At 69.0% G+C, this 20,729-nt stretch carries 19 protein-coding genes; 12 read left to right on the top strand and 7 right to left on the bottom strand.

What is annotated here, in order from left to right; translation table 11 throughout:
* Nucleotides 1–307: 307 nt before the first annotated feature.
* The 7 genes from ED92_RS08900 (at nt 308) to ED92_RS08870 (ending at nt 9,792) form a co-directional block, all read left to right on the top strand.
* A complete protein-coding gene (locus ED92_RS08900; RefSeq protein WP_016337846.1) occupies nt 308–1,105 on the top strand; it encodes an HAD family phosphatase in 798 nt (265 codons plus the stop codon).
* Nucleotides 1,106–1,681: 576 nt separating this feature from the next.
* On the top strand, nt 1,682–3,487 hold the full coding sequence (locus ED92_RS08895) for a glycoside hydrolase family 3 protein (protein WP_037335107.1): 1,806 nt from the start codon (nt 1,682–1,684) through the stop codon (nt 3,485–3,487).
* Entirely contained in the window at nt 3,484–4,752 is a 1,269-nt protein-coding gene (locus ED92_RS08890) for an exo-beta-N-acetylmuramidase NamZ domain-containing protein (protein WP_037335105.1), read from the top strand. Before ED92_RS08895 ends, ED92_RS08890 begins: the two co-directional genes overlap by 4 nt.
* 11 nt (nt 4,753–4,763) lie before the next feature.
* Nucleotides 4,764–6,539: a serine hydrolase gene (locus ED92_RS08885; protein ID WP_152610841.1), complete on the top strand. Its 1,776-nt coding sequence runs from the start codon at nt 4,764–4,766 to the stop codon at nt 6,537–6,539.
* A gap of 210 nt (nt 6,540–6,749) precedes the next feature.
* Nucleotides 6,750–7,748, top strand: a complete 999-nt coding sequence (locus tag ED92_RS08880) for a MurR/RpiR family transcriptional regulator (protein WP_369797381.1) — start codon at nt 6,750–6,752, stop codon at nt 7,746–7,748.
* Between the two features lie 17 nt (nt 7,749–7,765).
* Nucleotides 7,766–8,695, top strand: coding sequence for an N-acetylmuramic acid 6-phosphate etherase (locus ED92_RS08875; protein WP_037335103.1), 930 nt, complete (start codon nt 7,766–7,768; stop codon nt 8,693–8,695).
* 56 nt (nt 8,696–8,751) lie between these two features.
* Complete coding sequence (locus ED92_RS08870; RefSeq protein WP_200882676.1) at nt 8,752–9,792, top strand: HoxN/HupN/NixA family nickel/cobalt transporter; 1,041 nt, start codon at nt 8,752–8,754, stop codon at nt 9,790–9,792.
* Between the two features lie 85 nt (nt 9,793–9,877).
* On the opposite strand, the gene ED92_RS08865 is transcribed toward ED92_RS08870, so the two are convergent.
* Nucleotides 9,878–11,047: an MFS transporter gene (locus ED92_RS08865; RefSeq protein WP_037335101.1), complete on the bottom strand. Its 1,170-nt coding sequence runs from the start codon at nt 11,045–11,047 to the stop codon at nt 9,878–9,880.
* 52 nt (nt 11,048–11,099) lie between these two features.
* Here ED92_RS08865 and ED92_RS08860 point away from each other — a divergent pair, with 52 nt between their 5' ends.
* Complete coding sequence (locus tag ED92_RS08860) at nt 11,100–11,405, top strand: helix-turn-helix transcriptional regulator (protein ID WP_037335099.1); 306 nt, start codon at nt 11,100–11,102, stop codon at nt 11,403–11,405.
* Here ED92_RS08860 and ED92_RS08855 read toward each other — a convergent pair.
* Complete coding sequence (locus ED92_RS08855; protein ID WP_037335097.1) at nt 11,382–12,236, bottom strand: PHB depolymerase family esterase; 855 nt, start codon at nt 12,234–12,236, stop codon at nt 11,382–11,384. The two genes, ED92_RS08860 and ED92_RS08855, sit on opposite strands and share 24 nt — an antisense overlap.
* A gap of 119 nt (nt 12,237–12,355) precedes the next feature.
* On the opposite strand from ED92_RS08855, the gene ED92_RS08850 reads away from it, so the two are divergent.
* A complete protein-coding gene (locus tag ED92_RS08850) occupies nt 12,356–13,627 on the top strand; it encodes a tannase/feruloyl esterase family alpha/beta hydrolase (protein WP_200882675.1) in 1,272 nt (423 codons plus the stop codon).
* A gap of 4 nt (nt 13,628–13,631) precedes the next feature.
* Complete coding sequence (locus ED92_RS08845) at nt 13,632–14,216, top strand: nitroreductase family protein (RefSeq protein ID WP_037335093.1); 585 nt, start codon at nt 13,632–13,634, stop codon at nt 14,214–14,216.
* Here ED92_RS08845 and ED92_RS08840 read toward each other — a convergent pair.
* The 5 genes from ED92_RS08840 to ED92_RS08820 all read right to left on the bottom strand — a co-directional run bounded on the left by ED92_RS08840 (nt 14,194) and on the right by ED92_RS08820 (nt 19,515).
* Complete coding sequence (locus tag ED92_RS08840) at nt 14,194–16,029, bottom strand: GAF domain-containing protein (RefSeq protein WP_037335091.1); 1,836 nt, start codon at nt 16,027–16,029, stop codon at nt 14,194–14,196. The two genes, ED92_RS08845 and ED92_RS08840, sit on opposite strands and share 23 nt — an antisense overlap.
* Complete coding sequence (locus ED92_RS08835; protein WP_037335089.1) at nt 16,026–17,342, bottom strand: MFS transporter; 1,317 nt, start codon at nt 17,340–17,342, stop codon at nt 16,026–16,028. The genes ED92_RS08840 and ED92_RS08835 overlap by 4 nt, the downstream gene beginning before the upstream one ends.
* Nucleotides 17,343–17,368: 26 nt before the next feature.
* Nucleotides 17,369–18,127, bottom strand: a complete 759-nt coding sequence (locus tag ED92_RS08830; RefSeq protein ID WP_037335086.1) for a 3-hydroxybutyrate dehydrogenase — start codon at nt 18,125–18,127, stop codon at nt 17,369–17,371.
* Between the two features lie 162 nt (nt 18,128–18,289).
* A complete protein-coding gene (locus ED92_RS08825) occupies nt 18,290–19,021 on the bottom strand; it encodes a hypothetical protein (RefSeq protein WP_037335083.1) in 732 nt (243 codons plus the stop codon).
* The gene (locus tag ED92_RS08820; protein WP_007028464.1) at nt 19,018–19,515 is read right to left on the bottom strand and encodes a phosphoribosyltransferase; all 498 of its coding nucleotides are present in this window, start codon (nt 19,513–19,515) and stop codon (nt 19,018–19,020) included. The genes ED92_RS08825 and ED92_RS08820 overlap by 4 nt, the downstream gene beginning before the upstream one ends.
* Nucleotides 19,516–19,630: 115 nt before the next feature.
* Between ED92_RS08820 and ED92_RS08815 the strand changes: the two genes are divergently transcribed.
* Both ED92_RS08815 and ED92_RS08810 read left to right on the top strand, forming a co-directional pair.
* Complete coding sequence (locus ED92_RS08815) at nt 19,631–20,209, top strand: GNAT family N-acetyltransferase (protein WP_037335081.1); 579 nt, start codon at nt 19,631–19,633, stop codon at nt 20,207–20,209.
* Between the two features lie 100 nt (nt 20,210–20,309).
* Nucleotides 20,310–20,729 (top strand): acetyl-coenzyme A synthetase N-terminal domain-containing protein (locus tag ED92_RS08810; RefSeq protein ID WP_037335079.1); only part of this gene is annotated, 420 nt, incomplete at its 3' end.

Here is a 20,729-nt window from a genome sequence, read left to right as displayed (position 1 = left end):
TCCGCGGCCGACAAGGTCTGAACCATTGGTACGATGGGGGAATAGGAGGCGGCCCTCGCCAGGGGGGAGGGACGAGGGCCGCCTGGGGTTCAGCCCCGGGGGGTCGGACTGAACCTGGGCCCGGTGCGACACCGGACAATCTCACTGTAACTCCGATACCGGCCCGTTGCGGGCGGCGCCGGTACCCACAATTCGATAACGGCACGACGCGCCGGATCGGGTACGCGGTCGTGAATTTTCCACCGCCGTATCCCGATCGTGGTCGACCAACGGGCGCCCGGCCGTACCGCTCTCCTATCCTTGGCGAGTGGACCGACCCAGCACGACGCCGAGCCAGGTCGCGGCGTTCTTCGATCTCGACAAGACGATCATCGCGTCATCGAGCGCATTGGCCTTCAGCAAGCCGCTTTTGCGCGAAGGCCTGATCAACCGCCGAGCCGCCCTTCGCAGTGCGTACGCCCAGCTCGTCTTCTCGCTCGCGGGCGCGGACGCGGCGAAGACCGAGCGGATGCGCGCCGAGGTTTCCGCGCTGTGCACCGGATGGGACGTCGCACAGGTGTCCGCGATCGTCCGCGAAACGCTGCACGACGTCGTCGACCCGCTCGTGTACGCGGAGGCGGCGGAACTGATCTCGTCCCATCGCGCGGACGGGCACGACGTCGTGGTGCTGTCGGCGACCGGCGAGGAGGTCGTCGCGCCGGTCGCCGAAATGCTCGGCGCGACGCGCAGCGTGGCCACGCGGATGCAGATCGTGGACGGCCGTTACTCGGGCGAAGTCGATTTCTACTGCTACGGCGAGAACAAGGCCGTCGCCGCGAAGCAGCTCGCGGCGACGTACGGCTACGACCTCACGCAGTGCCACGCGTACACCGACTCGAGCACCGACATCCCGCTCCTCGAAGTCGTCGGACGGCCGCACGCGGTCAACCCCGACCGCGTCCTGCGCAAGCACGCGACGGAACAGGGCTGGGAGATCCTCGCCTTCGAGCACCCGATGTCGCTGCGGACCCGGATCCCCGCGCGGTCGGCCGGCCTGGTCGCGCTCGGCGCCTTCGCGGCGGGGGCCACCTGGTACGGCTACAACCGGCGCAAACGCACCCGCTGAGCACGCACCCACACGGCGGTACCGGGCCGGTTTTCGCAGTCAGGGCCGCGAATTGTCCGTCGCGGAGGGTGCCCGTGTCACTAGATCGAGCCTCTGTACCGGTGCACCCGTCTGCGCACTTGAAGTGACCCGGCTCACGGCGTAGAAAGTAGGTGCGGACGTTCGGTCGGCCAGGGAACAGGTAGAAGAGAAGCCTGTTCCACCCCGGCGAATCTCCGTGTGCGGACACCGGGTACCCACGCGCAGCGCGCCGCGGGAGGCTCGTCGTCTAGGGACTGCGTACCGGGACGCCGGACGCCGAGTCCATGAAGGTACGACCAGAGTTGCACGCTTGGTCGCCCGAGTGGTCCGCACCGACTGGCGGCGCCCGCCGGCTTCTTGCCGACGGGCGCCGCCAGTGTTTTGCCCAGGTTTTCAAGCGTGACAGGCCCCTTCGCGTCCCTTTGTGTATGAACGGACCGTTCGTGCGGGTGGCCGATGGACAAGCAAAGTGCTCGTGGGTAGCTTCCGGATATCAGTGCTTCCAGGTGGACTTCTTTCCATCTGAGAGTCAGGCACGAATCTGGGAGGCTTGAGGTGACGACCCGAATCGCGCACGCCCGTCATCGGAGGATCCATGCGCTCGCCCTGCCCCTCGCGGGTCTGCTCGCCCTGGGTGTCGCGGGCGTACCGGCGACCGCGCAGCCGGTGACGGCCGACGCGGAGGCGCAGCGGGCGCTGCGCGGGTTGACCCTGGAGCAGAAGGTCGGGCAGCTCTTCGTCACGTGGGTGAACGGGAAGTCGGCCGACGAGGTCAACGCCAAGAACAAGGCCGACTTCGGCGTGGACACCCCCGCGCAGGTGATCGAGAAGTACCACCTTGGCGGCGTCATCTACTTCAACAACGACAGCCGCGACAACTTCGACGACCCGGTGCAGGTCGCCAAGCTGTCGAACGGGCTCCAGCGGGCGGCCCTCCGCAGCGGCGCCCGCATCCCGCTGCAGATCGCGACCGACCAGGAAGGCGGCACGGTCACCCGGATGGGTTCCCCCGCCACCGAACTGCCGAACGCGATGGCGATCTCGGCCGGCCGTGACACCAAGGCCGCGCAGGACGCCGCCCGGATCCTCGGGCACGAACTGCGCGCCGTCGGCATCAACCAGGACTTCGCCCCCGACGCCGACGTGAACTCGAACCCGGCGAACCCGGTGATCGGCGTCCGATCCTTCTCCGGCCGCCCGGAGCTGGCGAGCCAGTTCGTCGAAGCCCAGGTCAGGGGCTTCCAGAACTCGGGACGGCGTTCCGAGACGGTGTCGGCCGCCGCGAAGCACTTCCCCGGCCACGGCGACGCGGCCACCGACAGTCACCACGAACTGCCCCGGATCGACCGGAGCGAGGCCAGCTGGCGCGAGACCGACGTGCCGCCGTTCAAGGCCGCCATCAAGGCGGGCATCGACTCGATCATGAGCGCGCACATCCAGTTCCCCAGCCTCGACCCGTCGGGCGAGCCCGCCACGCTGTCGAAGCCGATCCTCACCGGCAAGCTGCGCGAAGAGCTCGGATACCGCGGAGTCGTCGTCACCGACTCCCTCTCGATGGACGCGGTGCGCGAGATGCACAGCGACGCGGAGATCCCGGTGCTGGCCCTCAAGGCGGGTATCGACCAGCTGCTCATGCCGGTGAACCTCGAACTCGCGATCAACTCGGTGCTCGACGCCGTCCGCAAGGGCGAGCTGACCGAGCGGCGGATCGACGAGAGCGTCCTGCGGGTGCTGAAGCTCAAGCTGAACCGCGGCATCCTGACCTCGCCGTTCGTCGACCCGGCCAAGGTGATGACGAAGGTCGGTGTCCCGGCCAACCTCGCGACCGCGCAGGGCATCGCCGACCGATCGATCACCGCGATCCGCAACGACGGTGGTGTCCTGCCGCTCAAGCAGCAGCCCGCGAAGACGCTCGTGACCGGCTGGGGCGCGACCACGACGACGTCGCTGGCCGCGAAGCTCACCGCGCACGGCACGCAGGCGACCGCGCTGCAGACCGGCCAGACGCCGACGGACGCGCAGATCGCACAGGCGGCCGCGGCGGCCAAGAACGTCGACCTCGTCGTCGTGCTGACCAACAACGTGGGCACGTATCCGTTGCAGAGCAAGCTGTTGCAGGCGCTGGCCGACACCGGGAAGCCCGTCGTCGCTGTCGCCGCCCAGATCCCCTACGACGCCGGCTACGAAAACCCGATCAAGACGTGGCTCGCCACGTACGGCTACATCACGCCTTCGCTCGAAGCGCTGGCGAAGGTGATCCTCGGGAAGGTGACGCCGCAGGGCAAGCTGCCAGTGGACGTTCCCGCGGGCAAGGACGTGGGCACGGTGAAGTACCCCTTCGGCCACGGGCTGACCTGGTGAACCTCAACCGCCGCCACTTCCTCGCCACCGGCGCGCTCGCGGTCCCCGCGCTGACGGCCGGGTCCTCGGTCGCGGGGGCCCAGCCGGAAAGCGAGAGCAAAGGTCCCCCGCTCACCCGCACCGGAGCGGACGTGCTCGCCGCCCGGGGCTGGGCGCCGCTGTCCGGCCGCAAGCTCGGCGTGCTGTCGAACCCGACGGGTGTGCTGGCGAGCGGCGACCACATCGTCGACTCGATGGTCGCCGCCGGCGTCCGGCCGCTCGCCGCGTTCGGTCCGGAGCACGGGTTCCGCGGCAGCGCGCAGGCAGGCGGCTCCGAGGGCGACTACACCGACCCACGCACCGGCGTGCCGGTGTACGACGCGTACGGAGCCGACGCGACGAAGCTCGCCGGGATGTTCACGAAGGCGGGCGTCGACACCGTCGTCTTCGACATCGCCGACGTCGGCGCGCGGTTCTACACCTACATCTGGTCGCTGTACACGGCGATGGTCGCGGCGGCGAAGGTCGGTGCGGCGGTCGTCGTACTGGACCGGCCGAATCCGCTCGGTGGCAAGGCCGCCGGGCCGATGCTGGACCCGGCGTTCGCCTCGGGTGTCGGCCGGAAGCCGATCGTGCAGCAGCACGGCATGACCGTCGGCGAACTCGCGCGGTTCTTCACGGCCGAGTTCCTGCCTGCCGAAGGGGTCACGCCGGGCAAGCTCGAAATCGTCGAGGTGCGTGACTGGCGCCGCGATCAGCTCTTCGCCCGCACCGGGCTGACCTGGGTCCCGCCGAGCCCGAACATGCCGACGCCCGACACCGCGCTCGTCTATCCCGGCACCGGGATGTTCGAGGGCACCGTGTTCTCCGAAGGCCGGGGCACCACCAGGCCGTTCGAGATCATCGGCGCGCCGGGTCTCGACTGGCGCTGGCGCGAGAAGCTCGGCGAGCTACGGCTTCCCGGCGTGAAGTTCCGTGAGGCCTATTTCGTGCCGACGTTCGGCAAGTTCGTCAACGAACCCTGCGGCGGCGTGCAGGTGACGATCACCGATCCGCGGGCGTTCGACGCCATCCGCACCGCGGTCACCATGTTCGTCACCGCGAAACAGGTGCATCCGGACAAGTTCAAGTGGCGCCCCGACAATTTCCTCGACAAGCTCTCGGGCTCCGACCGGCTGCGCACGATGATCGACAAGGGCGCCGGGGTGGACGAGATCGTCGGGTCCTGGCAGGCGGAACTGGCCGAGTTCGACCGGAAACGCCGCCGCCATCTCATCTACCGCTGAGAGGAACGACCGTGCGTGTTAGGAAGATCCTGATCGCGGCCGTCTCCGTACTGGTCGCGGCGACCACGCTGTCGACGGCGGGAGCACAGGCGATTCCGGGTACCGGACAACAGGGAAACGGCACGGCGGGCCGGTTCGACAAGCCGCGTGGCGGTTTCGCGCCCGCGTCCACCGTGCTGCGCGACGGCGCGCCCTCGGAAGTCGGCCTCGACCCCGAGCCGATCAAGGCGGCGGAGCGGTTCATCGAGAGCTGGACGAAGCCGGACGCCACCGGGCATCCGCACTTCTCCGGGGCGGTCGGCCTGCTCGCGCACGACGGCGTCGTCGTCGAGCGCCAGGCCGTCGGCGGCGCGGTCCGCTACGCCGACGCCCAAGGCACGGAACTGCCGCCCGGGCAGCAGGTGCCGATGCGCGCGGACACCATCTTCGACATGGCCTCGATCTCGAAGCTGTTCACCTCCATCGCGGTGATGCAGCTGGCCGAGTCGGGCAAGGTGGACATCTCGGCGCCGGTGGTGCGGTATCTGCCGGAGTTCGGGGTGAACGGCAAGGAGTCCGTCACCGTCCAGCAGCTGCTCACCCACGTCTCGGGCTTCGCCGCGACACCGCTCCCGTCGCTGTGGGAGGGCTACCCGGACATCCCGTCCCGCCGGAAGGCCGTCCTCGACAGCCCGCTGAAGAACGCGCCGGGCAGCACGTACCTCTACTCCGACATCAACCTGCTGACGCTCGGCTTCCTGGTCGAAAAGGTGGCCGGGGCACCGCTGGACAAGGTCGTCCAGGACCGCATTTCCGCACCTCTGGGTCTGGTCGACACCGGGTACAACCCGCCGGCGTCGAAACTCGCCAGGGTCGCGGCGACCGAGTACGCCGCGAAGCCGCCTCGGGGGCTCGTACGCGGCGAAGTGCACGACGAGAACGCTTGGTCCTTGGGCGGCGTCGCCGGGCACGCGGGCGTGTTCTCCACTGCCCCCGACATGGCGGTGCTGGCGCAGACGATCCTCAACGGCGGTGCGTACCGCGGTCACCGGATCCTGCGCGAGGAGACCGTGCGGGCGATGCTGACGAACTACAACCACAAGTTCCCCGACAACGCGCACGGGCTCGGCTTCGAACTCGACCAGCCTTGGTACATGGGCGCGCTGTCGGCCCCGTCGACGGCCGGGCACACCGGCTTCACCGGGACCTCGCTGGTGATCGACCCGCTGTCGCGGTCGTTCGCGATCCTGCTCACCAACCGCGTGCACCCGACGCGGAACTGGGGCTCGATCAACCTCGCCAGGGAGACGTGGGCGAGTTCGCTCGCGAAGGCGATGGCCGTCCGCCCGGCGCACGGCCGCGAAGCGTGGTTCAGCGGCGCCGGGGACGTCTCCACGGCCACGCTCACGACCCCGCCGTTACAGACGCGCGGCGGGCCGCTGAAGGTCTCCTTCGACACCTTCGTGGACACCGAAGGCCCCTCGGATTCGCTGTTCCTGGAAATAAGTACCGACGGCGGAGCCACCTGGAAATCGATTACCCTGCGTGCTTCCGGACCAGGTGCCCCCGCCGGGGACCAAACCGGGCTCGGCGGCCATGGCCATCGCGCTTGGTGGCGGGCCGCCGCCGAGGTGTCGCAAAGCTCACAAATCACCCTCCGCTGGCGTTACACGACCGATGCCCGTTACACCGGACGGGGAATTTCCTTGGACGGTGTGAAAGTCACTGAACGCGGCCGCATACTGCTGGACAGTGAGCATAATCCCCCTACTTTCGTCGCTACCGGCTGGAAGTTGAGCACTAGGTAGCCAATCGGCTCCGTCGTGCTGACCGGACCACCCCGTTGACCGGGACACGGCCCCTTGCGTCGCGACACTAAGTTGCCAAGTCGTTAGCTCGACCTCGTTAACGACCTCAGCCTGGTTAGCGACTTTCTGGTCAACGATTAATCGCAAATCGAATCCGCAGACACGGATAGGTTGCGATCTTCCCGAAGGGTGTGGGTAGCCTTGTCGCAGATGCCAACGGTTAGTAACTTTCCCACGGTGGGCGATACCGAATCCGTAATCGCGGCCGCACCGTCCGAGGCCGTGCCGGCGCAGCCGACACGGGACGCTGACGCGAGCCCGCTCGTCCGGATTCGCTCCCTCCTGCCCGGGCTCGCCCGGGCCGAGCAGCGCGTCGCGAAGGTCGTCCTCGACGACCCCGCGCAGGTCGCGCGGCGCAGCATCACCGAGGTCGCGCTCGCGGCGAACACCAGCGAAACCACCGTCACGCGGTTCTGCAAGGCGGTCGGCGTCGGCGGGTATCCGCAGCTCAGGATCGCCCTGGCGGCCGACACCGCCCGTTCCGAGGCGCGGTCGACCCGCAACCTCGGCGGCGAGATCGGGCCGGAGGACGACCTGGCCGCGGTGATCGGCAAGGTCAGCTTCGCGGACGCACGCGCCGTGGAAGAGACGGCCGACCAGCTCGACGTCCCGTCGCTACAGCGCGTGATCGACATCGTGGCCGGCGCGGGCCGCGTGGACGTCTACGGCGTGGGCGCGAGCGCGTTCGTCGCCGCGGACCTGCAGCAGAAGCTGCACCGCATCGGGCGGGTCAGCTTCGCCTGGTCGGACACGCACATCATGCTCACCTCGGCCGCCGTGCTGAGCCCCGGCGACGTCGCGATCGGCATCTCCCACACGGGCGCGACCACGGACACCGTCGAGGCGCTGCGGGTGGCGCGTGAGCACGGCGCGATCACCGTCGCCGTGACGAACTTCCCGCGTTCACCGATCACCGAGGTCGCCGACCACGTGCTGACCACGGCCTCGCGGGAGACGACGTTCCGCTCGGGTGCGACCGCCAGTCGCATCGCGCAGCTGACCGTCATCGACTGCCTGTTCATCGGTGTCGCGCAGCGGCACATGGACGCGTCGGTCAACGCGCTCGACGCGACCAGGGACGCGGTTGGCTCGCACCGTCTGGGCGTCCGGCCCGACGGCAGGCGGCGGCCGCGGGAAACCGGCAAATGAGCGAAAAAGTGAGGCGCATGATGACCGTCCCACGCCAGGTGGTGCACGTCGACTCGCCAACCGAACAGCGCAATCCACGGACGACCGACATCGACCTGATGTCGACCATGGGCATCCTCGGCGCGATCAACGCCGAGGACCGCCGGGTCCCCGAAGCCGTCGCCGCGGTGCTGCCGCAGGTGGCGCGGGCGGTCGACTTCGCCGTGGAAGCGCTGCGGTCGGGACACCGCGTGCACTACTTCGGGGCCGGTACTTCCGGCAGGCTGGCGACGTTGGACGCGGCGGAGCTCGTGCCGACGTTCAACGTGCCCTCCGATTGGTTCATCGCGCATCACGCGGGCGGCGCGCGCGCTCTGCGCCAGGCCGTCGAAGACGCCGAGGACAACGCGAAGGCCGGAGCCGCCGAGGTGGCCGAGACCGTCGCGCCCGGCGACTTCGTGCTCGGGCTGACGGCTTCCGGCCGGACGCCCTACGTCCTCGGCGCGCTGGCCGCGGCCAGCCGTCGCGGTGCCCGTACCGCGCTGGTCTCGGGCAATCCGGCAGCGGTGACGCCGCCGGGTGTCGACGTCCTCATCGCGGTGGACACCGGCCCCGAGGCGATCGCCGGATCGACGCGGATGAAGGCGGGCACGGCGCAGAAGATCATCCTCACGGCGTTCTCCACCGCGACGATGATCAAGCTCGGCCGCACGTATTCGAACCTGATGGTGAGCATGCGGGCGACCAACGCGAAGCTGCGCGGGCGGACCATCCGGATCCTGCGCGAGGCCACCGGCATGAGCATGGCGGACTGCTCCGACGCGCTCACCGAGGCCGACGGCGACCTCAAGGTCGCGCTGGTCCATCTGCTGTCCGGCGAAGACGTCGCGAGTGCGGCGAAGGCGCTGACGGCCAGCGATGGCCACGTACGAAAGGCTCTCGACTCCCTCAGGGTGCGCGCGAGCTGAACACCGGCGGACAGACCCGTTCATCCCGACGCTTCGCGCTCACGCGACGCGAACGGGTGTCCGTCGCCGGGATGGCCTCCTTCATCCTGGCGCTCAACGTCATCGGCTGGGGGGTCCTGACGCTTTTCGTGGCGCCGCGCCAGTACGAGCTCGGCGCCACGGGCGTGTTCGGGGTCGGCCTCGGCGTCACGGCGTTCGTACTCGGGACGCGGCACGCGTTCGACGCGGACCACATCGCCGCGATCGACAACACCACCCGCAAGCTGATGGCCGACGGGCAACGGCCGCTTTCGGTCGGTTTCTGGTTCTCCCTCGGCCATTCGACGATCGTCTTCGTCCTGTGCCTGCTGCTGTCGCTCGGCGTCCGCGCGCTCGCCGGGGCCGTCGAGGACGACTCGTCGGCACTGCACGAGGCGACCGGGCTGATCGGGACGTCCGTTTCGGCGGTGTTCCTGTACCTCATCGGGATCATGAACCTGGTGGTGCTCGTCGGCATCGTGAAGGTGTTCCGGCGCATGCGGCGGGGTGAGTTCGACGAAGCGGCGCTGGAGCGGCAGCTCGACAACCGCGGCTTCATGAACCGCTTGCTCCGCGGGGCCACCAAGGCGGTGCGCAAGCCTTGGCACATCTACCCGATCGGCGTGCTGTTCGGTCTCGGCTTCGACACCGCGACCGAGATCAGCCTGCTGGTGCTCGCCGGCGGCGCGGCGGCGTTCTCCCTGCCCTGGTACGCGATCCTGGTGCTGCCGATCCTGTTCGCCGCGGGGATGACGCTGTTCGACACCGCCGACGGCTGCTTCATGAACTACGCGTACGGCTGGGCGTTCGCGAAGCCGGTGCGGAAGATCTACTACAACCTCATCGTGACGGCGCTTTCCGTCGCGGTCGCCTTGCTCATCGGGACGATCGAGGTCATCTCGATCATCACCGAACGGTTCGGCATCACGACCGGACCGCTCGCGGCCATCGGGTCGCTGAGTCTCGACTACGTGGGCTACGCGGTTGTCGCGCTCTTCGTGCTTACGTGGCTCTTCGCGCTCCTGGTGTGGCGCTTCGGGCGGATCGAGGAGCGCTGGTCGGTCAAGCAGCGCCTCTGACCTGCGGAAAGAGAGCAAGGGACCCTTGCTACCACTTGTCTCAACGTCGAGAGAAGTGGTAGCAAAGGTCCCTTGCTCCCCTCGGTCACGCGGGCTCGGGCACCTTCGCCCGCGAAGGCACCGAAAGCGCGAAGCCCAGCAGAGCGACGAAGGCGGCAACGGGACCGATCCACCAGACACCGGCGGAAGACAGGACGACACCGCCCAGCGCGGCACCGAGAGCGCCACCGCCGTAGATCGCGGAACCGTTGAGCCCCATGGCGACCGTCGGCGCGTCAGGCGCCAGCGAGAACAACCGGTGCTGCTGCGGCACCATCAGCATGCCGCCGAAGACCCCTGATGCCAGCGCGAGGACCAGCGAACCGGGCAGGCTCAGCACGGCGACGTCCAGCAGCGCGAACGTCACGACCGTCCCGATCAGCGAGATCGACCGAACGCGCGAAGGCCCCAGCGAGTCCGTCGCCCGGCCCGCGAAGGCGTTGCCCACGATCTGCCCGATGCCGAAGCCGACGAGCAGCCACGAGATCGTCGCGCCCGCCGCCACCGGAGCCACCAGCACCGGCAGGTACACGAAGGCCGCGAAGCCCGCGGCGGTGCCGAGGACGCTCACGCCGAGCACGCGCGCGATCGGCGGCCGCGCCACGACGGCGAGCCTGTCGCGCAACGACACCGTCGGCATCCGAACCCCGGGCAGCAGCGGCACGAGCAGCATCACGATCAGCGCCACCGCGCCGATCCCCCACATCACCGCACGCCAGCCGAACCAGTTCCCGGCCAGCACCCCGATCGGCACGCCGAGCACCATCGACACGCTCATCCCGTTGGAGACCGTGGCCAGCGCGCGGCCACGGCGCTCGTCCGACGCCAGCGCGCCGGCGAGCACATAGGCGTTGGATTGGAACGCGGCGGCCCCGAGGGCGGCCAGCACCCGGGCGACGGCGACCACGGCGAAGGATTCGCCGAGCGCCTGACCGGCCATGCCGATCGTGAACAGCACCATCCCCGCGCCGAGCACCCAGCGCCGGTCGAGCCGTCCGGTGAAAGCCGCGATCAGCGGCGAAGAAATCGCGTAGGTCACCGCGAAGACCGTGGTCAGCTGGCCCGCGACGGCCTCGGAGACCCGCAGGTCGGCGGCGATGGTGGGCAGCAGCCCGTTCAGGACGAATCCGTCGGTGCCGACGGTGAACGTCCCGACGGCGAGTACCAGCAGAGCCCCCAGAGCGAGCCGATCATTTGATGATCGTCGAATCGTCATAGGAGGTATAGTGGCGGGACTGTTCGATGACTGTCAAATAGTTTGGAGCGCCGTGAGCAGCACGCTGCCGCAGCCGTCGATCGACGAGATCGAGATCGTGCCGGTGCTCCAGGCGCTCGCGGATCCCGTGCGCCTGGAGCTGATCCGCGCCCTGCGAAGCAACCCTTCGCCGCGAAGCTGCGCCGTCACCGAGTACGACGTCGACATCAGCGCGCCGACGCTCTCCCACCACTGGAAGGTGTTGCGCGAGGCCGGCCTCACGACGACGTTCGTCGAGGGCCGGACCCGCTGGGTCGAGCTACGGACCGAGGACGTCCACGCGCGCTTCCCCGGGCTACTGGACGCCGTCCTCGCTTAGCCGCCACTTCGCCGCGAGTTCCGCCGCGGCGCACACACCGACATCGAGCAGATACGGCCCCGCCTGCCCGCAGCCGGACCCCGGCGCGATCGGCTGGCCGTGCCCCATCCCGCTGACGGCGTGCGTGTCGACGGCCGCGCCGACGTCGGTCCACTGCTCGGAAAGCTCGCGCATGTTCATCGGAGCGACCGTGTAGTCCGCGGTCCCGTGCCAGACGCTGACCGGCGAACGCGCCCCCGTGCCCGCGGCGCGTACCTTGTCGCCCCATTGCTTCGGGGTCAGATCCTTGCCGGGGTTCATGCAGGAGTACGCGTCGATCATCGAGGCCGCACAGCCGTAAGGCAGCCCCGCGACGACACCGCCGCCCGCGAAGAGTTCCGGATACGCCGCCAGCAGCACCGAAGTCATCGCGCCACCGGCCGACAAGCCGGTCACGTACGTCCGGCTCCCGGCCGAATACCGCGCCATCTGCGCGATCGATTCGGCTTCCCCGGAGCCGCGTTTGATGTCCGCCGCCTGGAACCAGTTGAAGCATTTGCTGAAGTTGTTCGCCGAGACCTGCTGCGGCAGAACGAGTTTGAACCGCAGCTTGTCCGCGAGCCCGACCCAGCCGGAGCCACGCGCGTATCCGGCGGCGTCCTGCGTGCAGCCGTGCAGCACCACCACCGCCGGACGTCCGGACGGCAGCCCGTCGGGAACGTACTCGAACATCTGCAAAGCACCGGGATTGCTCCCGAACCCGGTCACCGGACGGATCGTCGCCGCCTGTGCCGGAGTCGCGAAGAGAAGGGTCAATGCCGAAACCACCGCGCCGATGAGGAGTTTTCGCATCACCCGAGGCTAAAACCGGCGCCGGCGGGGTTTCCACGTGGAAGACCACCACAGCGACGGCGCGTTTTGTGTGGTCGTGCCGGGTACCGATCCGCGGAACGCCCGCTTACCGTCGGCCGATGCGGCTCTTCCTGGTCCTCGCGATGATGCTGGCCCTGGCCACCCCCGCCCAGGCGGCGAGCGGTTGCGGGAACGTGCGCGTTCCCGGCGCCGCGACCCAACGACTGTCCTGTTTGGACGATCTGACCACCACCGGCACGCTGGCCACCGGCCATACCGTGCAGTCCGACTGGGCCGGGCTCACCTCCGCCGGTTTCCCCGCACCCAAGGGTGTTACCGGTATCCAGATCGACGGCTACTTCCCGGATTCGTCGACGTCCAACACGACGCACGGCTGGAACCACGACGCGCAGTTCGTGCTGCGGCTGCCCGATCGCTGGAACGGCGGCCTCGTGGTCTCGGGATCGCCCGGCGTGCGACGGCAGTACGCGAACGATCGCGCGATCGGCGACCAGGTCCTCGCCGCCGGTTACGCGTTCGCCGCGACCGACAAGGGCAACACCGGCGCCGACTTCCACACCGACGGACGCCGTCCCGGTGACGCGATCGCCGAGTGGAACTCGCGGGTCACGCAGCTGACCATCGCCGCGAAGGCGGCCGTCGCGCACCGCTACGGGCGTCTGCCGAGCCGCACCCTCGCGGCCGGGATGTCGAACGGCGGCTACCTCGTCCGCTGGCAGCTCGAGAACCGGCCGTGGCTCTACGACGGCGGAATCGACTGGGAGGGCACGCTTTGGCACGAAGACGGCCCGAACCTGTTCACCTTCCTGCCGCCCGCGATCAAGGCCTATCCCGCGTACGCCGCCGGTTCCGCGCAAGCCCACCAGGAGATCCTCGACGCCGGCTTCGCGCCGGGTTCGGAATTCCTCTGGAAGTACCACAACGACGTCTACTGGGGCCTGACCCGACGGATCTATCAGGCCGAATTCGACCCGTCGTTCACCGGGACCGATTACGACTACGCCGCTCGCCCGCGATCGGTGCACCGCGCGGTCGAACGGATTTCGCTGACCGGCCGGATCGGCAAACCGCTGATCACCCTGCACGGCACCCTCGACACACTCCTGCCGATCACCCGCGATTCCGATGTCTACCAGCGGATGGTCACCGATCAGGGCCGCGCCGGTCTGCAGCGCTACTACCGGATCGCCGACGGCAACCACGTCGACGGCCTGTACGACGCGTACCCGGACAAGCTGCGCCCGATCGGCCCGTGTTTCCGTACGGCTTTCAGCGCTCTCGAAGGCTGGCTCGACGGCGTCCGCCCGCCCGCTTCGGCGACGATCCCGCGCGCGAGCGGTGACCTGGCGACCTCTTGCGCACTAAGCTGATCGCATGGAATTCCAGGACGTCGTACGACGCCGTCGCATGGTCCGGAAGTTCACCGACGAGCCCGTCGCCGAGGCGAGCCTTCAGCGCATCCTGCGCAACGCGCTCAAAGGTCCCTCGGCCGGATTCTCACAGGGACAAGGATTTCTCGTCCTCACCGGCGAAGAACTCGCCAAATTCTGGGAGTTCGGCGCGAGCTGGGCGCCGGAAACCGTGACCACGGCCCCGGTCGCGATCGTCCCGCTTTCGGTCAAGAACGCGTACCTCGACCGTTATGCCAAGCCGGACAAGGGGTTCACCGATCGGGACGATTCGTGGTGGCGCGTGCCGTACTGGGACGTCGACACCGGGATGGCTACGATGCTGATCCTCCAGACGGCCGTCGACGAAGGTCTCGGCGCGGTGTTCTTCGGGCTGGCACCGGAGAGCGTGGAGCGGCTCCACGGCGAGTTCGGCGTGCCGGAGGATCACGACCCGATCGGTGTCGTGGCGCTCGGGCACGGCGCCGAATCCGGTCCGTCACCCGGTTCGTCGCCGACCACGGTCGCCCGCCGCGACTTCGACGACGTCATCCGTTTCGGTCACTGGTGAGGCGATGCAGCCTGAGCGCGAGCTGGAGTTCCAGCGCGCGCTCGGGCGCCTGCCATTGCTCGCCCAGCAGTGACGCGATGCGGTCCAGCCGCTGGACGACGGTGTTGACGTGCACGTGGAGCAGATCCTTCGCCCGCGTCAAGTTGCCGCCACAGGCGAAATACGCGCGGAGCGTGCCGATCAGGTCCGTACCGCGGCGTTCGTCGTAGTCGAGCACCGGGCCGATCGTGGCGGTCACGTACGCACCGAGGTCGGCGTGCTCGCCGAGGAGCAGCCCGACGAACCCGAGGTCGGCCATGCTCGCACCTTCCCCCGCCCGGCCCAGCGCCAGCAACGACGCGACGCATCGCGCGGCTTCGGCGTGCGCCACGGCCAGTGCCTTCGGGGAGGCGGCCGGCCCCGCCGCGCCCACCGTCACCGGACAGTCCATTGTGGACTTAAGTTCGGCAGCGACGGATCGCGCCAACGAGCCGGGATCCGCGCCACGCACCAGAAGGACCACCTCGTCGGCGTGGACCCCGACGAGGTCCGCGTGCCGCGAAGCCGCCGCGGCGAGCCGTCGCCGGGAAACGTCGTCGGAATGCGCGATCAGCACCGCGTGCGATGTCGACAAATCGACTCCCAGCCGTCGACCGCGCGCCAGCAGCGCGGCCGGATTGCGGCCGGGCGCGGTGAGCAGATCCGACAGCAGCTCGCCGCGCACCTCGTCCTCGGCGCGCGCGACGGACCGCCGTTGCATCAGCAGCACGGCGGTGACCACGCCCGCCCGCTCGAACAGTCGCCGGTCGGCCTCGCCGAGCGAGCGTCCGCCGCCCAGCACCAGGCTGCCGAGGAATTCCTGCCCCGCCTGGACCGCGCACAGCCAACCGTCCTCAGTGGACACCGCGCGCCCGCTCGCCCTGGACGCGGAAACCGCGGTGCGCGAAAGATTCAGTTCGCCGTCGGTCCGCGCGAGCACCGCGCCGTCCGCGTCGTAGACGGCGATGGCGCCGCCGAGCACGTCCGCGACCGCGGCGGCGACCTCGGCCAGGTCACCCCCGCGCAGCACGAGATCCATCAGCCGGTCGTGGGCGTCCTCGGCGCGGCGCATCGCGTCGTTGTGCGCGCTGATCGTCGCGTTCGCGGCGTTCAGTTCGGCGACCGCGCGGCGCGTCTCGTCGAGCAGATGCGCGTTGTCCAGCGCGATCGCCGCGTGGTCGGCCAGCGACGACAACAGCGCGACCTCGTCGGGAGAGAACTCCCGCGTGGTCCGGTCCGAGGCGAACAGGACCCCGATGACCTTGCTGCCGATCGCCAGCGGCACCCCGAGGATCGCGGTCAATCCCTCGTCGAGCACTCCGGTGTCGATCGACGACGTGTGGCGGAACCGCTTGTCGTTGAAGTAATCCGCCGTCGCGTACGGCCGCGCGGTCTGCGCGACCAGCCCGCCGAGCCCCTCGCCCATACCGAGCACGATGTCCTGGAACAGCGCCGAAACCGACCCGTCCGTGACCCGGACGTAGGTCTTGCCCTCGGTCTCGTCGTTGAGGCTCAGATACGAGACGTCCACGCCGAGCAACGCCCGCGCCCGCCGCACGATCGACCGGAGGACGGCGTCCGGATCGTCCAGCCGCGCGAGGTCGCTGGCCGTGTCGAACAACGCGGCCAGCTCCGCCTCGCGCCGCCGGTGCTCGGCGACGGTGTCCCGGATCCGCAGCGCCAGCTCGGTGGCCTTCGGGTCGACGGGGACGTGCGCCAGCTGCTCGCTGCCCGCGCCGGAGGCGAGCAGTTCGAGCAGCCGGCGCAACTGCGCGGATCCGTCCACAGCGGTCATGCTGACACGTGACCGCGCTCCGTGAGAACGTCGGAGTGCAGGGATTCACCCTTGGTCTCGCGGGCGGCGAGCAGGGCGATCACGGTCAGCGCGCACATCGAGACCACGTAGAGCGAGACCGGGACCGTGCTGCCGAACTCCTTGAACAACGCGACCGCGATGAGCGGCGCCACCGCGCCCGCCGCGATCGAAGACAGCTGACCGCCGACCGAAAGCCCGGTGTAGCGCACCCGCGTCGGGAACTGCTCGGAGAAGAACGCGGCCTGCGGGCCGTACATCGCCCCGTGCAGCACCAGGCCGATGGTCGCCGCGAGGATGATGACGCCGGAGTTCTTCGTGTCGAGCATCGCGAAGAACACGAAACTCCACACCGCCATGCCGATCGCGCCGAACAGATAGACCGGGCGACGGCCGATCTGGTCGGAAAGCTTGCCCCACAAGGGAATCGTCACGAAGTGCACGGCCGAACCGATGAGCACCGCGTTGAGTCCCACCGATTTCGGCAGGCTCAGCCCGGTGGTGACGTAGACGAGGATGAACGCGGTGATCACGTAGTACGAGACGTTCTCCGCCATCCGCGAACCGATCGTGATCAGCACAGCGCGCCAGCTTTTGCGGAACACCTCGACGACCGGCGCGTGCGTGGTCGTGTCGTTCTTCTGCGCCGCGAGGAACACGGGTGATTCGCTGACCGCGAGCCGGATCCACAGCCCGATCACCACGAGTACCCCGGACAGCAGGAACGGGATCCGCCAGCCCCAGCTGAGGAACGCCTCGTCGGACTGCGTCGCCGCGAGGATCGCCAAGACCGCCGTCGCGAGCAGGTTGCCGCCGGGAGCACCGCATTGCGGCCACGACGCCCAGAACCCGCGGCGCTGGTCGTCGCCGTGTTCGGAGACGATCAGCACCGCGCCGCCCCATTCGCCGCCGAGCGCGAAACCCTGCACGAGCCGCAGCAGCGTCAGCAGGATCGGCGCCACCACACCGACGGTCGCGTAGGTCGGGAGGATGCCCATCGCACAGGTCGACCCGCCCATCAGCAGCAGGCTCAGCACCAGCAGCTTCTTGCGGCCGACGCGGTCACCGAAATGCCCGAACACCAGCCCGCCGATGGGCCGGGCGAGGAAGCCGACGGCGTAGGTGAGGAACGCGAGCAGGGTCCCGGTGAGCGGATCGTTGGTGGGGAAGAACAATTTGCCGAACACCAGCGCCGCGGCGGAGGTGTAGAGGAAGAAGTCGTACCACTCGATCGTCGTGCCGATCAGGCTGGCGCTGACGACCTTCGCGATCGAGCCGCGGTTCTGGGTGGTCACCGGGGAGATCCTTTCTGGGGAGGGGTTCACGCGGCGGTCCAGCCGCCGTCGAGGGGGATGGAGGTACCGGTGACGTGGGCGGCGTGGTCGCCGGACAGCCAGAGCACGCACGCGGCGACGTCCGCCGGTTCGATGAGCCGTTTGATCGCCGACCGCCGCAGCAGGACCTGCTCGATGACGGCGTCGCGTTCGAGCCCGTGCTCTTCGGCCTGTGCCTGGAGCTGGCCGGTGACCAGCGGTGTCCGGACGTAGCCCGGGTTGACGCAGTTGCTGGTCACGCCATGTTCCGCGCCTTCGAGCGCGGTGACCTTGGAGAGGCCTTCGAGCGCGTGTTTGGCGGTGACGTACGCGGATTTGAACGGGCTCGCGCGGAGGCCGTGGACGCTGGACATGTTGACCACGCGCCCCCAGCCGCGTTCGTACATGCTCGGCAGCGCGCGGCGGATGAGCAGGAACGGCGCGGTGACCATCAGCGCATGGATGCGGGTGAACGTCTCCGGCGGGAACTCGTGGATCGGCGCGATGTGCTGGAAACCGGCGTTGTTGACGAGAATGTCGATCTCGGCGGGGAGGGTCTCGACGGCCTGGGCGTCGGTGAGGTCGACGACGTGCGCGATGCCGTCGACGTCGGCCGCCGCCTTCTCGACGGCGTCGTCGATGTCGACGAGGTGGACCTTGGCCCCGGCTTGTGACAGCGCTTCGGCGCAGGCCAGGCCGATCCCGCCGGCCGCGCCCGTGACCAGCGCGGACTTACCCGCCAGATCGCTGTGATACGCACCACTCATGCCGGACGACGTTAGGTCTCCCGGCGCGCTTAAGCCATGTGGTCACGCACCACACCTGGGCAAGATCCCATGTGGGCTCACCCCACCCACGCATTTCGTCCTCTGAATGCGGTAGTTGACATCGCGAACTACCGCATTCAGAGGACGAAATGCGGGAGGGGGTCAGCCGGCGGCGTCGGAGATGGACTTCGCCTCACGAGCGCCCGCCTCGAACGCTTCGCACGAGAAGAGCAGCCAAGCGCGGACGCCGTCGGGAGTCCCGCTGGAGAAGCCCGTTGCGGCTTCGAGGTACTTCGGCACCCGCCGGAAGTACGCGACCTCCGGCACCGTCAGCGCCTTCGGGTCGAGCCCGGTCGCCACCGCGGAAAGCCGTGCCGCCGCCCGCGCGACGACGCCGTCCGCCGAGCCGAAAGGCTTGAGCGCCAACAGTTCCCCGTGCACGACGGCGGTCAGCACCGGACCCGGCACCGACGTCGCGCCGGTGACCAGTTGCGCCAGCAGCTCCAGCCGCGGCCCGACGTCACCGGACGACCGCGGCCGCCCCAGCGCGTCGAGATCCGTCACCAGATCCGACGCGGCGAGAACGTGCAAACGCGCCAACGCCTGCAGCGGCGCGCGCCGCCACGTCGGGAGCAGTCCTTCGAGCGCTTCCGCGACCCGCAGCGCGCCCGCCAGCACCGGATCGGTCACCTCACCGGATTCCGGCAGTTCGGGCGCGGCGCCCTCGATCCCGGCCGACGCCCGCGCCGACCGCACGGAGGCTTCGGCGGCCGTCGCCGCGCCGCCGCGCAGGTTGGCGGGCAGCCGGTGGACGGCGAACACCGCGTCCTGAGCCGATTTCGCGGCCGCCGCGACCCCTTCGAGGTCCAGAAGCGGCTTCAGCGGATCCGTCACGCGTCCAGCACCTGACCCGCGCGCCGCACCACGGGCGCCTGCACCGACCACGGGAAGTTGATCCACCGGTCCGTGTGCTTCCAGACGTACTCGCATTTGACCTCGGAGCGCGGCTTCTCGTAGACGACCGCGCAGCGCACCTCGGCGACGTGGTCGGCGCAGAAGTCGCGGACCAGCTTCAGCGTCGCACCGGTGTCCGCGACGTCGTCGGCGACGAGCACCTTCTTCTTCGTCAGGTCCACGACGTTCGGCACCGGCGGCAGCATCACCGGCAGGTCGAGACGCTGGTCGACGCCGGTGTAGAACTCGACGTTCATCACGTGCAGGTTCTTGACGTCCAGCGCGTAGCCGAGCGCACCCGCGACGAACAGCCCGCCGCGCGCGATCGACAGGATCAGGTCCGGCTCGAAGCCGTCGTCGGCGACGGCCTGTGCCAGATCCCTGCTGGCCGTCCCGAACAACTCCCAGGTGAGCTCTTCCCGCTCTTCGGCCATGGTGCCTCGCCTTCGTCGATCGTTCCCGCGAGCATAGGCAACGCCGTAGTGGCCTTCTCGAATGCTTCGAAACTGGCTATCCAGTGAGGCCATTGCCGGTCGTACCGTCAAGATCGTGACCGACTGGAACGACCATGCGACCTTGACCGGAGAACGCGTCCGCCTCGAACCCCTCACCCGCGACCACACCAAGGGCCTCTTCGCGGCGGGCTCCGACCCGGCGATCTGGACCTGGCTCAGCCTCCGGCAGCCGGCGGATCTCGCCGCCGCCGAAGCGATGGTCGAAGGCATCCTCGCCGACACCGACCGCCGCGCCTGGGCGCAGATCGACGCGCGCACCGGCGAAGTCGCGGGCACGACGTCGTTCTACGCGATGAACGCGCGCCACAAGATCGTTTCCGTCGGCTACACCTGGATCGGTTCCGAATGGCAGCGGACCGGGCTCAACCGCGAGTCGAAACTCCTGTTGCTGCGCCACGCTTTCGACGACCTCGGCGCGAACCGCGTCTCGTGGGAGACCGACATCCGCAACCTCAAGTCGCAGAAGGCGATCGAACGTCTCGGCGCGCAAAGGGAAGGGGTGCTGCGCGCGCATCGCGTGCGGCCGGACGGAACCATCCGCGACACCGTCGTCTACTCCCTGACCGGACCAGAATGGCCGGCGGTCCGTACCGCTTTGTCCTCAAGCGTGTGAATGCCGCGCGCAACCACGATGCAACCTTTTACTTCGCGTCGTAACGTCGATAGCGTGCCAACGGGCGTGAAGACACGCGAAACACAGGAGGCATCGCACCATGACCGAGCAGTCGCCGGCGCTGGACAATTTGCTCACGGAGAGCAGGACCTTCCCCCCGAGTGAGGCTTTCAGCGCGCAAGCGAATGCCACCGCCGACTTCTACGCCGAAGCCGACGCCGACCGGGAAGCGTTCTGGGCCAAGCAGGCCGAGCGCCTGCACTGGGAAACGAAGTGGTCGCAGGTACTGGACTGGACCAATGCGCCGGTCGCGAAGTGGTTCGTGGGCGGGAAGCTGAACGTCGCGTACAACTGCGTGGACCGCCACGTCGATTCCGGGCACGGCGACCAGGTCGCCATCCACTGGGTCGGCGAGCCCGGCGACAGCCGTGACATCACCTACGCGCAGTTGAAGGACGACGTCTCCCGCGCGGCGAACGCCCTCGAATCCCTCGGTCTCGAGGCGGGCGACCGCGTCGCC

It is taken from the genome of Amycolatopsis sp. MJM2582, assembly GCF_000754115.1.
GTDB lineage: Bacteria > Actinomycetota > Actinomycetes > Mycobacteriales > Pseudonocardiaceae > Amycolatopsis > Amycolatopsis japonica.
Note: the sequence above shows the minus strand (reverse complement) of the source record. Positions and strands in the feature narration are given on the sequence as shown.

Coding starts and splice junctions, on each gene's coding strand:
- ED92_RS08880 (WP_369797381.1), top strand. CDS start 6,750: ATGCCAACGGTTAGTAACTTTCCCACGGTGGGCGATACCGAATCCGTA.
- ED92_RS08830 (WP_037335086.1), bottom strand. CDS start 18,127: ATGAGTGGTGCGTATCACAGCGATCTGGCGGGTAAGTCCGCGCTGGTC.
- ED92_RS08820 (WP_007028464.1), bottom strand. CDS start 19,515: ATGGCCGAAGAGCGGGAAGAGCTCACCTGGGAGTTGTTCGGGACGGCC.
- ED92_RS08865 (WP_037335101.1), bottom strand. CDS start 11,047: ATGACGATTCGACGATCATCAAATGATCGGCTCGCTCTGGGGGCTCTG.
- ED92_RS08850 (WP_200882675.1), top strand. CDS start 12,356: ATGCGGCTCTTCCTGGTCCTCGCGATGATGCTGGCCCTGGCCACCCCC.
- ED92_RS08840 (WP_037335091.1), bottom strand. CDS start 16,029: ATGACCGCTGTGGACGGATCCGCGCAGTTGCGCCGGCTGCTCGAACTG.
- ED92_RS08845 (WP_037335093.1), top strand. CDS start 13,632: ATGGAATTCCAGGACGTCGTACGACGCCGTCGCATGGTCCGGAAGTTC.
- ED92_RS08875 (WP_037335103.1), top strand. CDS start 7,766: ATGATGACCGTCCCACGCCAGGTGGTGCACGTCGACTCGCCAACCGAA.
- ED92_RS08855 (WP_037335097.1), bottom strand. CDS start 12,236: ATGCGAAAACTCCTCATCGGCGCGGTGGTTTCGGCATTGACCCTTCTC.